Origin of the sequence: Nocardia sp. CC201C (assembly GCF_030010695.1) — a bacterium.
In the GTDB taxonomy this organism is placed as follows: domain Bacteria; phylum Actinomycetota; class Actinomycetes; order Mycobacteriales; family Mycobacteriaceae; genus Nocardia; species Nocardia otitidiscaviarum.
The window spans coordinates 1-10345 of record NZ_JASCXP010000262.1; the positions used below are offsets into that span (position 1 = coordinate 1).

Sequence of the window (10345 nt, forward strand, 5' to 3'; positions counted from 1 at the left end):
CATCCCCGGATTGAATTCTCAATAACTCCGGGGGCCATCCGCTGGTTTCTCGGCTTGTCCGGGCCTACTCCGATGGCTGTCGCGAGTGCTCCGGTGTCGATCCGGGTTCGTTCCGGCAGCATGTAGGCGTTGATTCGGGTTGTCTCCGAGTCGGTAGCGGGGTCTGGAAGCCGATGGCTGTACGAATGCCCGCGGCGGCTGGCGAGCACGGCTGGGGCGCGGGATTGTGTGGGTGCCGCCCCTCCAGCGATTCCAGGGTCCGCGCCTCCGGTCGACCGAATTCCCCCGCCGCGCTGGGCAATCAGCTGACGGTTGGGTAGAGGAATTCGGTCGGCGCGTCCTCTGGAATCGGGAGCCTCTGCGGCACCCATGACGGGCTGGTGAGCGGGCAGGCGACGCCCGCCCGCCTCTCGCCCGCGCCCCGTACAAATGACCATGACCAGTTGATTGCTACATGCAACCAATCCGGTCAAGTCAGCGAACTTCCCAGGGTGCCGTAAGATGACAGTGAAGGGGCTAAATATCGCGGAAATTGCGGGTTCGAATCCTGTCTCGTCCATTCCAAGGGCGAGTAGTTCAAAGGTAGAGCGCCGCTTTGATTTGTCGAGAGCTGGATTGCCAAATGTGGCCTATCCAGCTCTTGTCATACAGAACCAGTAAAGACATTATCCCAGAAGCAGGCATTCCAACCGAATCATTCCTCCCCGATGGTAGATTATCAATTTCCAGAACCCGGGCCAGATTCGTCGCCGGGATACGAAATACTGTCGAGCAATCTAGATACCTTTTCACTTATATCTTCAGGTGGCGAAGGGACACTTTGAAGCAATGCAGGAACTATTTTCGAAATAGCGGGGTCGAGCCAATAGACGGGTACTGGCTCACCATCTGAACCGATTCCCTCTAACGGAAATAGGATAGATTCACGACGAAGCTCTTCCAGCGCTAATCGACATTCTCGATCACGCATCAACAGTCTGTACTGCTTGTACGTCAAGTGCACATTTCCGCTAATTTCATTAACCAAGGCCAGCGAGTAAGGACTTAAGGAGAGCAATCGACGACGAGTCTGCGCTATCGGATCGAAGTTGGCTGCACTACTCATAACAAGGTGAGCATCAATAGATTGGCGTAGTGTTTCAATAGCAGCATTAAGCGCATCGATACGCTCCGAGTCGGTACCATTTACCCTCAACAACTCTTCGCGAAGCTCAGCAATGGCCCCAGATGAGATCTGACCAGGAGATATGTCTGGTTGTTTGCGAATATTCTCGTCATCGACACCAGCCGCGGGCGGCAGCAATCTATTCCATGCAACGGAGATTAGTTCGGAGGTATCCGCAGTAGTACGCTCCACTACCGTTTCAATTTTTTGCAACGACTGAATCATCTGAATGCTTATCTGCGATGCACGCTTTTCAACAAGATAGGTAAAGGTAATTGAAACAGTAGCCAAGACAACACCGACAACACCACTCAATAGGCCCACCCACAATCCAACAGATTCTACTGCACTCACCGAATTATCACCCCTCCATGTTCACGAGCTGCATGTTCTGCATCTACCAATATTGACGATAGCACTGCACTCACTTCAAAAATAGCACCCAGTCGGGACAGCGAGGAATCGAATAGACTGGCCGATCAAATACAAACAGCCTCGTCTTTTCTTTGCATCTGTCCGCATCGGGATACGCACTGACCAGTATCAGCAGAACGTGGTAGAAACTACACGGAGACCGTGCCACCTGGAATGGCACGGTCTCCGTCTGTTCGGTGTTCAGTTGTCTGGAGTGGTTCAGTCGAACAGGGTCAGCTGGTGTTGGTGGGCTTTCCGGTCGCAGTCGGTGCGGTAGAGCTTGGCCAGGCGTTGCACCGTGGTCTTCGACAGGTCGAAGTCGACGGCGATCGCGGTCCAGCTGCGGCCCTGGTCGTACTGCTGTTGGATCTCCCGCCCGAGCGTCAGCTGCCTGCGCGGGCTGAGGGGTTTTCTACGGCGAGCCATGATCGGTGCCCGAATCGGTGAAGTCCGGTTCGTCGATCTCGACGCGTAGACCGCAGTGCACGCATTCTTCGCTGAATCCGTTCATCGCGATCCGGAACGTGTGCTGACACTGCGGTGTGTCAGCATCCTCGCGCTGGCAGTCGGTGTCGCCGATGACGCACCCTGCCTCGTCGCAGAGTCCGCACAGCGACCGTGTGCCGAGGGTTCCGACGGTGATGTCGAAGCAGCCTCCGCACCCGCAGTACTGGTATCCGCTGTTCATGCCGGCACCTCCTGGGTGTCGGTGAACACCGTGGGCCAGCGGGTGCAGATCGCGGTCACGATCTGTTCGTCGGCGACATCGATGTCACCCACGATCACCCCGACCTCGGCTAGGTCCGCGAGTGCGGTTCCGATCACGGTGTAGAGCTGTGATCGGTCGATGACATGCACATCGGCGAGCACGGTCATCACCGCCTCCCGCGGGTGGCGGGCTGTGGGCAGTGGTCGTGCTGGGCTTGGAGCGCTCCGAGGTCCCATTGCAGGCACTGCACCTGATCGAGCAGTTCGGTGCACTGGTGCTTGAGGTCGTCGCGTTCCTTGATCAGCTCGGCCACATCGATGGCGCTGCCGCCGCCGTTGAGGACCCGGACCCGTTCAGCCGCAGCGTCTTCGCTGCCGTGATCGGACTCGGGTTCCCAGTGCCCGTCGGGGGTGTAGAACCCGACCGTCCACACCCGGGGTTCGGTGCGCAGATAGACATAGGTCATCAGGCCACCTCCGCCCCGGTCTCGGGTTCGGGTTCGGCGGGTACGGCGGTATGGGTGTGCTGGTCCTCGTATTCGTGCATCCACCAGTCCGGGCTGGTGCCCACTGGCCAGATCCGGCCGTAGCAGGTCTGGCAGAACACGAACTCCTCCGGCTCGAACCCCGCGCCCGCGTCGATGAGGGTGTCGGGGTTCTCGACGTCGTTGTCGATACCGAAGTACTGGTTGATCGCCCGGGTCAGGTTGTCCCGCAAGGTGCGGGCCTCGCTGACCGTGAGGTCCGCGCGCACGCCGTCGTAGAAACCGACGCTCCAGCAGATCTCAATGTCACCCCGGATGTCTCCCTCGGGGAGGCGTGTCACGGTGGCTTCGGGCATGTCGTGCCAGTGGGTTTCGAGGTAGCCGCATCCGCCTCGACCGTCGTCGTTGTCGGCGTGGGCGGCGGTGCTCAGGTACGCCATGATCAGATTCCTTTCTGGGTGTGGTGGTGGTAGGCGTCGTCGAGGGCACCGTCGAACAGGTCGTGGACCGCCAGGGCCTGGTCCAGGCTCATCGCGGTCATCAACTCGCAGCCGCAGGCGAACACGATCCCGAACATCACCTGATCGAGGGTTTCGTCGTAGGAGGTGTAGAACCTCGCCGACATCCCGCCCTCGGGCAGATGCGTGTTCTCAGGGTGCTCGTCGTTGTTGTGCGGAAATGGGTTCGACATGATCACGCCACCTCGTCCGGGGTGTGGTCGGTCCACGGGTCATCGCTGCCCCGATGTCCGCCGTTCTTCACTCCGCTACCGGTGGTGCGCTGACCGCCGCCGCTGTTCCCGGCGCCGCTGGTGCGGGTGCGGGTCGATCGTTTGATCGGTTTGGCGACGGCGTATTTGAGTGACACGCCCACTTCGTCGGCGACCAGTTCCACGACGGTGCGTTTGTTGCCCTCGCGGTCGTCGTAGCTGCGTTGCTGGAGCTTGCCGCACACGATCACTCGTGCGCTCTTGGTGAGGGATTCGGCGATGTTCTCCGCGGCATCGCGCCACATCTGACAGCGCATGAACAACGCGGCCCCGTCGGTCCACTGATTGGTGCTGCGGTCGAACACGCGCGGGGTCGCCGCGACGGTGAAGTTCACCACCGCGTGCCCGCCTGCGGTTTCGCGCAACTCCGGGTCGGAGGTCAGGTTGCCGACTATGGTGAGAGTGGTCTCTCCGGACATGTCATGTCTCCTAAACATGCTGTACTAACAAGGTTTTCGAAACCGAGGTTTCGACGGTGAAACGGTCCGCGAACTCGGATGTGCTGCGGATCGATCACCGGGTGTCAGGTGTCGTAGCGGTATCTCCTTTCTGGTTGTGGTGGTTGAAAACTCAGGGGCTACAACGGCATTCGTCACGCCTCGGCCTCCATCTGGGCCTGACCGTGGTCGGGGTTGATATCGGCCTCGGCCGCCTGCTGGGCGGACTCGGTGTGCTGCGCGGTCCGCGACCGCTGATCGGTCTGCTGCTGCTCGGCCGCCGGGTGCTGGCTGTGGCCGTTGGTCGATGTCTGCGCCGTGGCCGTGGCGGCGGCTTGGGCTTCGAGCGTCGCGACCTTGGCGTGCAAGGCGGTGTTCTCGGCGGTGAGCTGCTGGACCTGATTGGTCAGGCGCGCGTTATCGGCACGGAGTCGTCTGACGGTGCGGTCGGTACCGGTCGTCGGATCGTGTTCGGCGGCGCGGGCGTCGAGTTCCTCACGGTGGGTGAGGACAGCGGTTTCGGAGGTGGCGGCGGCCTGTCGTGCGACCGCTTGCTCCTTGCGGGTCATCGGCGTGAACACCCCGTGCTCGAAACGGACACGCGGGTCAGCCTCGATCCGGTCGAGGGCTCGCACGATCTGCCCGCGTTCCTCGGGACTCAACGCGCCCACCGTGTGGACGGAGTGCTCGATATCGGCGCGCATCCCGTCCAGGAACGCCTTGCGGCGCGATTCCTCGTCGATGCTGAAATCCCCCGCCACGACGGCGTGGGCCAGTACGGAGGCTTCCCGGTGGTAGTCGGCGATACGCGCCTCGTACCAGGCTTTGGCGTTCGCGCGGTCGTGCTGCTCGAACCGCATCCGCTCGTCCAGATCGTGCTGGAACTGCCGGTACTGCTCACGAGTCATCTTCGGCAACCGCTGCCGGGTGCGCGCGTACTGGTAGGCCAGATGCACGATCATCTGCATCAACTGCTGATAACTGCGACTCGTCTCGTCAACCTCATTGCCGGGCATAATGATTCACTCCTGTCAGGGTCAGATGGCGGTGGCGGGGGCAGGCTGTGCGGTGGCGGCACGGGCTCGGGCGCGGGCGGCCTGCCAGGCGCGCCAGCGGGCACGCAACGGCCGGGAATGCCGGAAGGCGAACCGCGAACCGGCACGGAAACCGTGGACGGCGATGGTGTGAAGAGTGTGGGCGGTGGTGGCGGTGTCGGGGCGGCCGAATCCGATCCAGGCCCAGTAGCCGATCCAGCCCGTCAGCCACACCAGCAACGGCACCGTCGCCGCGCTCGGGGCACCGGAGTGCGCGACCCACCACATCCCGGCCCCGGTGGCACCAATGCCGAACAGCACCGGCCGTGCGGTGCGCAGGCGGCGGCGGATTCGGGTGGGCCAGGTGGGGCGGTCGGCGTAGCGGGGTTCGATACCGCTGGCCTCCATCAGCGCTTGCAGTTCGCCGTCCCAATCGATACCGGGAACGGGATTCGGGTTGTGGTCGTGGTTCATAGCAGGGCTCCTTCGAGGGGTCGGTGGTGGTTGGTGGTGATCTCCGGTACCGGCAGCACGGGGCCGGTGGGGTTGGGGGTGGACACCGTGGCGTCGGTGTCGTGGCCGCTGTCCGGTGGGGTGGCCAAGTAGCGGCGCACGGTGCGTTTGCTGACCTGGAGGTCGGCCGCGATCCGGCCGTGTGACCACCCCCGGGCGTGTAGCTCGTGAGCGCGGGAACGACGGGTGTCCGCCCCGCTGTCCTCGCCTTCCGCCCCGGTGTCCGCCTGTCCGGACACCGGGGACACCACGGGGGCGACGTCGACGGTCACGGCAGCGGCCATGCTGTCCGGGGTGGACACGATCGGGTCGGACCGCGTCGGACCGGTGATCGCTGGTGCGACTGCGGCATTCGGCGCGGTCTGGGTCTCGTTGAACGTGGTTGGGGTGGTATCGGTGGCGGTCATCGACAACAGCGCGAAGCCGGAGATGACCATCAGTCCATCGAGAGTGAGCGGCCCGACCGACGCCCCCAACGGCCCGTATCCCCACGCCAGCAACACATCTCGCACATGGCCGTAGGAAATGACCGCCGACCCGAGAGCAACCGTGCCCGCGCCGCCGTAGCGGGCCAGCGCCCACAACCCACCCCGCCGCCACCGCGCCCGTGACAGCACTTCGACGCTGAGCAGCAGGCCGATGGGCCAGATCGCGGCCCCGATCTGCGGCGCGATACCCGGTGTCCACCCCGGCGGCATGTCCGGGGCGGGGAGCCAGGCATGCAGGACGTTGGCCGCGATCGAGGTCACCGACCCGAACACGAACCCCGCCCACGCCACCACCCGACCGTGCGTCACACCGGGAGCCATGTCCGGGCTGACCACGGCGTGACCGCTCCGGGTTTCCCTGTGTCCACTCCCGCTGTCCGGGCTGCCCGGAGGTGGCCACGGGGCGGTCATGTCGTCGCGGTACTGTCCGCCGGTCTGGCCGTTCATCGAGGCTCCGGGAAGTTGTCGGCGCTGAACCCGCCCTTGGGCCGCAACAGCTTCGCCACGCTGCGCCCGCGTCGCCACAGATTCCAGGCGGTCACGATCAACCCGATCTGATCCCGATCACTGGTACGCACTCCCGTGCGATGCAGGATGTCCAGGCGCTGCCGCAACGCCAGAATCGGCGACCCGGCGGGCAGGCCCGCGCCCGAGTCCCACAGGCGCACGAATTCCGCGGCGGCGGTCTCGTCGACCTCCGACAACCGGATCAGGACCGCGCACGCGACCGCGGGGCGGGCCTTCAATCGGGAGGCAACGGAGGTGAATCGTTCGGCGCGGGCGACGGTTTCGGGGTAAACGGTGGCGTATTCCACGATCCGCGTGGTCGAGATCTTGTTGCGGGTGTAGTCGCCGAACAGGTTGCCTTCCAACCACGGAATGTAGACCCGCAGTGCCGCGGCGACGAGGGTGGTGTTGTGGCCGGTGATCCCGGAAATGGTGAGTTGGTCGGCGGGGGTGCGGCGCGCGCCCTGGTCCATCGTGACCTGCGTATCGGCCGCGAGGCCGCGCACGACCAGCATCGGGAACACCTGGCCGCTGGTGCGGGCGATGGCGGCCAGGCGGTGCTGGCCGTCGAGGAGTTCGCCGTCGGGGCCGAACTTGATCGCTTCGCCGTTGAACCGCCACCGGCTCGAGGTCATGTCCTCGAAGTACTGCTGCACCCGCGCCTGACGGATCGGACGATTGTTGCGGTTGTGTTCGAGCATCCGCCGCGCCATCGCGGCATCGATCTCGATGATCTGACTGACCACCCGCTCCGGCTGATCAGGATTGACAAGATGCATGATTTCTACTCCTTCGTGGTGGGGTCGGGGAAACGGTCGAGGACGGTTTGGATCGCGTCCCGGGCGCGGATCAGGTCACCGCGGTATCGGTGCGCGAGCTGAGTAGCGTGGCGGTCGAACCGGTCGTCGGCGGCCAGCCGTGCCAGGGACTCGGCCTTCTTGGTCAGCTCGTAGCGGGTGGTGTCGAACGCCTCGGTGATCGGGCGACGACGCCGCGCCGCCGCACCGGCCTGCTCTGATCCAGTTGTCGGGTTTTGTTGTGGGGCAGGGTGTTTCGGTGGGTAGGTTTTGCCGTCGGTGCCGATGACCGTGTCAGGTGGGTGGTTTTCACCCACCTGAGCCAGATCGGCGCGCACGGTGCCGCGATCTACCCCGGTGGCGGCGGCGATGGCGCGGGTGCTCATTCCGATCTCCCGCATCGACGCCACGACCTCGGCGCGTTCCTCGCGGGGGATGCGGAGTCGGGAGCGGTCGAACTCGCTGACGCAGTACGCATCCCAGCTCGGATAACCCAACGCCACCCACGCCCGCGCGGTGAACGCCTGCTCGATCAACGCCCACACCTGCTCGACACAGGCGCGGATCTGCGCGGTCAACTCCCGCGCCGCCTCGGCGGACAGTGTTACCTCGGGGGTGTGGTCGGTCATGCGGTGTCACCGCCCTCGAACCCCAGATCTGCCTGACGAGTCCGCCCGGAATCCAGGTCCCGCACCCGCAGCAACGGCACCCGTGGCCGTGTGCTGGTCGCCCATTTCTGCGGGCACGGATCGGCCGGAAGCGGGGCCAGTTCGTCCAGGTCGATGGGGACGACGTGGCCCCAGTGGGCTTGGCGGGCGTGCACCCACACCACGTCGCCGCGTTCGAATTCGGCGAGTTGGTTGGGGTCGATGAAGAACGTTTCCCGTTGCCCCAGCGAGCCTTCGTCCCCGAGTTTCCCGTGTCGGGTGTGGCGGGTGTTCTCGGTGACCGGGCGGGACCCGAACACCTCCGAGACTTTGCCCGCCCCTTCGAGTTTCATGAGCAGTGCGCCGGAGGGGCAGGATTCGAGGAGGCGGCGGCGGTCATCGGGGGTTTGGCCGAGGCCGAATTGGTTCTGGGCGGCGAAGATCGCCACCACTCCCATCCCCAACAACCGTTCGGCGATGTTGGTTTGGTTGATGCCGCCGGTTTTGTCCGCCACCGCCGACATCTCATCGATGATCAACACAATCTGGCGGTCATGCTCCCCACACGCAAACTGCTCGATGAGGGTGACCAGGGCGGCGACCTGGGCGCGGGCATACTCCCCGCGCACCGTGCCCGGCACCGTCGCATAAATCATGTCGAACGAGTTCAAGGGGCGGCCGCCGTCGAAGCCCTCCCCGATCGCGGCGAAGATGTTGCGGAACTTTCCGCTGACGTCGCCGACGGCGGGGGGTTTGTTCTTCTCCAACGCGTCGATCTCGTCCAGCACCGACTGATCCGCCTTATACGCGGTTTTCAACCATGACACCGACAGGCGGTCCAGGAACGCCTGTTTCGAGCGCGGCGGCCCACCCGGAGCCAGCACCGCGAGCTTGGTCACGCGGATACGGTTCTGCTTGAAATGCTCCGCGCCCGCATCGGTCGACGCGACCGGGTTGATCATCGATTCGAGAGTGGCGCACATGTCCTCGGCGTCCATCGCCCACAAATCCAACCGATTCGTCACCGGCCACAACGCGACACGGCGCGGGTCGACCTTGAGTCGGGCCGCGATCTTCACCAGCTCCCGCCCGGTCGCGAGACCGGGTTTGCCGCCCTTGCAATCCACGAAGATCAACAACGGGCGTTTCTCGCCGGTCCGCACGTAGCGATGCCAGTACGCGCAATACAGGCCGGTACCGAACCGGGTCAGCAGGGTGGTCTTCCCGGCCCGCTGAGACATGCCCAGCAACACCATGTGCCCCAGACCCTCGATCGGAATCGCCAGCTTCGACCCGCGCCGCCCGGCGAGTTCGGTGACCGTGGTCGGCTGGGTCGCGTCGGTGAACTCCGACAACGTGCCCAACACCGCCTTGGAGTGCAGCCACCCGGAGGTGATCGGGGCACCGTACTTCGCCGCCTTCCGCGCGGCCCGGGCTTTACCGAGTTGCTGGCGGCGTTGCAGACGGCGGGTCTTCGAGGGTGACCCCACCCCTTCGGTGCCGAGCCGACCCAAAAACCGTGCCCGCCAGGCGGCGGCGGCCCAGAACGCGACCGGGACCCCGCCCGCGGCCATCGCCGCCAACGCCCCGGACGCGAGACCGTGGTTCAGTAACACGCCCGCGCCGTCCCACCACAGGCTCAAGGGTGCGGTCCAGGAGTCGGAGGTCCAGATCGCGCCGACCGGCAGCACCAACGATCCGGCGGCGTAGTTGCGTATCTGCCGTGCCTCCCACCGTCGCCGCGCGGCCAGGACGTTCATGCCGACTCCGAGGGCGGTGAGGAATCCGGCCCCGGCCAGGGAGGTGCCCGCGAACTCGAACGCCTCGGGCACTGAGGGCAGATGCACGCTCCAGTCCGGGGCCTGCCACCCGTTGGGCAGCGTCGCGTTCTCGAACACCGGCGTGTGCGTCGGTTCCGGCGGGACCGCCGCCGAACCCGCTGTCCCGGTCGGCACCTCCGGCACCGGCGCGGGCACCGCATGGGGTTCGACCGGCTCGATCGGCGCGGGCGCTATCGCGTCGCCGCAGTCGTACGGGGTGATCAACGGTTTGCAGTCGCTCATCACCGCTCACCGCCCCGCGTGCCCGGGTCGAGCAGGTGTTCCAGGACCGTGCGCATCTCCTGCGCGGGCAGCCGCAGCACGCCCGCGTGGACGGTGCCGGACCAGATTGTGTAGCGGTCGGCTCGTATGCCCGAGCGGGATAGGGCGTCGGTGAGGCGGCGGGTGATCCGCGACGGGTCTTCCCCACCCGCCGTGTCCGCCACCACCACCAACGGCCAATACGTGTCTGTCATGTCAGCGCACTCCCTTCCGCGCCAAAGTCACATCCAGGTCATGGATTTCGAGATTCGCCAGCACATCCACCCCACGCCGATGCGC

At 64.8% G+C, this 10345-nt stretch carries 15 protein-coding genes; all 15 read right to left on the minus strand.

Annotated features, from left to right (window positions below; all coding sequences use genetic code 11):
* Positions 1–718 precede the first annotated feature (718 nt).
* Entirely contained in the window at positions 719–1519 is an 801-nt protein-coding gene (locus tag QK444_RS24115) for a hypothetical protein (protein ID WP_282783950.1), read from the minus strand.
* A gap of 279 nt (positions 1520–1798) precedes the next feature.
* The gene (locus tag QK444_RS24120) at positions 1799–2005 is read right to left on the minus strand and encodes a hypothetical protein (RefSeq protein ID WP_282783952.1); all 207 of its coding nucleotides are present in this window, start codon (positions 2003–2005) and stop codon (positions 1799–1801) included.
* Entirely contained in the window at positions 1992–2267 is a 276-nt protein-coding gene (locus QK444_RS24125; RefSeq protein WP_282783954.1) for a hypothetical protein, read from the minus strand. The genes QK444_RS24120 and QK444_RS24125 overlap by 14 nt, the downstream gene beginning before the upstream one ends.
* A complete protein-coding gene (locus tag QK444_RS24130) occupies positions 2264–2455 on the minus strand; it encodes a hypothetical protein (RefSeq protein ID WP_282783956.1) in 192 nt (63 codons plus the stop codon). The genes QK444_RS24125 and QK444_RS24130 overlap by 4 nt, the downstream gene beginning before the upstream one ends.
* Positions 2455–2754, minus strand: coding sequence for a hypothetical protein (locus tag QK444_RS24135; protein ID WP_282783958.1), 300 nt, complete (start codon positions 2752–2754; stop codon positions 2455–2457). The genes QK444_RS24130 and QK444_RS24135 overlap by 1 nt, the downstream gene beginning before the upstream one ends.
* Positions 2754–3212 (minus strand): hypothetical protein, encoded by a 459-nt coding sequence (locus QK444_RS24140; protein WP_282783959.1) that lies wholly within the window; start codon positions 3210–3212, stop codon positions 2754–2756. Before QK444_RS24140 ends, QK444_RS24135 begins: the two co-directional genes overlap by 1 nt.
* 2 nt (positions 3213–3214) lie before the next feature.
* The gene (locus tag QK444_RS24145) at positions 3215–3463 is read right to left on the minus strand and encodes a hypothetical protein (protein ID WP_282783961.1); all 249 of its coding nucleotides are present in this window, start codon (positions 3461–3463) and stop codon (positions 3215–3217) included.
* A gap of 2 nt (positions 3464–3465) precedes the next feature.
* Positions 3466–3960, minus strand: a complete 495-nt coding sequence (locus QK444_RS24150; RefSeq protein ID WP_282783963.1) for a single-stranded DNA-binding protein — start codon at positions 3958–3960, stop codon at positions 3466–3468.
* Positions 3961–4133: 173 nt separating this feature from the next.
* Positions 4134–4994: a hypothetical protein gene (locus QK444_RS24155; protein WP_282783965.1), complete on the minus strand. Its 861-nt coding sequence runs from the start codon at positions 4992–4994 to the stop codon at positions 4134–4136.
* A gap of 21 nt (positions 4995–5015) precedes the next feature.
* Positions 5016–5486: a hypothetical protein gene (locus tag QK444_RS24160; protein WP_282783967.1), complete on the minus strand. Its 471-nt coding sequence runs from the start codon at positions 5484–5486 to the stop codon at positions 5016–5018.
* Positions 5483–6460, minus strand: coding sequence for a helix-turn-helix domain-containing protein (locus QK444_RS24165; RefSeq protein WP_282783969.1), 978 nt, complete (start codon positions 6458–6460; stop codon positions 5483–5485). Before QK444_RS24165 ends, QK444_RS24160 begins: the two co-directional genes overlap by 4 nt.
* A complete protein-coding gene (locus tag QK444_RS24170; protein ID WP_282783970.1) occupies positions 6457–7299 on the minus strand; it encodes a hypothetical protein in 843 nt (280 codons plus the stop codon). Before QK444_RS24170 ends, QK444_RS24165 begins: the two co-directional genes overlap by 4 nt.
* A gap of 5 nt (positions 7300–7304) precedes the next feature.
* Positions 7305–7946: a hypothetical protein gene (locus tag QK444_RS24175; RefSeq protein ID WP_282783972.1), complete on the minus strand. Its 642-nt coding sequence runs from the start codon at positions 7944–7946 to the stop codon at positions 7305–7307.
* Entirely contained in the window at positions 7943–10027 is a 2085-nt protein-coding gene (locus QK444_RS24180) for a hypothetical protein (RefSeq protein WP_282783974.1), read from the minus strand. Before QK444_RS24180 ends, QK444_RS24175 begins: the two co-directional genes overlap by 4 nt.
* The gene (locus tag QK444_RS24185) at positions 10027–10260 is read right to left on the minus strand and encodes a hypothetical protein (protein WP_282783976.1); all 234 of its coding nucleotides are present in this window, start codon (positions 10258–10260) and stop codon (positions 10027–10029) included. Before QK444_RS24185 ends, QK444_RS24180 begins: the two co-directional genes overlap by 1 nt.
* Positions 10261–10345: the final 85 nt, after the last annotated feature.

Excerpts from the sequence above, each read along its gene's own strand:
- QK444_RS24120 (WP_282783952.1), bottom strand. The coding sequence starts at position 2,005 with ATGGCTCGCCGTAGAAAACCCCTCAGCCCGCGCAGGCAGCTGACGCTC.
- QK444_RS24125 (WP_282783954.1), bottom strand. The coding sequence starts at position 2,267 with ATGAACAGCGGATACCAGTACTGCGGGTGCGGAGGCTGCTTCGACATC.
- QK444_RS24130 (WP_282783956.1), bottom strand. The coding sequence starts at position 2,455 with ATGACCGTGCTCGCCGATGTGCATGTCATCGACCGATCACAGCTCTAC.
- QK444_RS24135 (WP_282783958.1), bottom strand. The coding sequence starts at position 2,754 with ATGACCTATGTCTATCTGCGCACCGAACCCCGGGTGTGGACGGTCGGG.
- QK444_RS24140 (WP_282783959.1), bottom strand. The coding sequence starts at position 3,212 with ATGGCGTACCTGAGCACCGCCGCCCACGCCGACAACGACGACGGTCGA.
- QK444_RS24145 (WP_282783961.1), bottom strand. The coding sequence starts at position 3,463 with ATGTCGAACCCATTTCCGCACAACAACGACGAGCACCCTGAGAACACG.
- QK444_RS24150 (WP_282783963.1), bottom strand. The coding sequence starts at position 3,960 with ATGTCCGGAGAGACCACTCTCACCATAGTCGGCAACCTGACCTCCGAC.
- QK444_RS24155 (WP_282783965.1), bottom strand. The coding sequence starts at position 4,994 with ATGCCCGGCAATGAGGTTGACGAGACGAGTCGCAGTTATCAGCAGTTG.
- QK444_RS24160 (WP_282783967.1), bottom strand. The coding sequence starts at position 5,486 with ATGAACCACGACCACAACCCGAATCCCGTTCCCGGTATCGATTGGGAC.
- QK444_RS24165 (WP_282783969.1), bottom strand. The coding sequence starts at position 6,460 with ATGAACGGCCAGACCGGCGGACAGTACCGCGACGACATGACCGCCCCG.
- QK444_RS24170 (WP_282783970.1), bottom strand. The coding sequence starts at position 7,299 with ATGCATCTTGTCAATCCTGATCAGCCGGAGCGGGTGGTCAGTCAGATC.
- QK444_RS24175 (WP_282783972.1), bottom strand. The coding sequence starts at position 7,946 with ATGACCGACCACACCCCCGAGGTAACACTGTCCGCCGAGGCGGCGCGG.
- QK444_RS24180 (WP_282783974.1), bottom strand. The coding sequence starts at position 10,027 with ATGAGCGACTGCAAACCGTTGATCACCCCGTACGACTGCGGCGACGCG.
- QK444_RS24185 (WP_282783976.1), bottom strand. The coding sequence starts at position 10,260 with ATGACAGACACGTATTGGCCGTTGGTGGTGGTGGCGGACACGGCGGGT.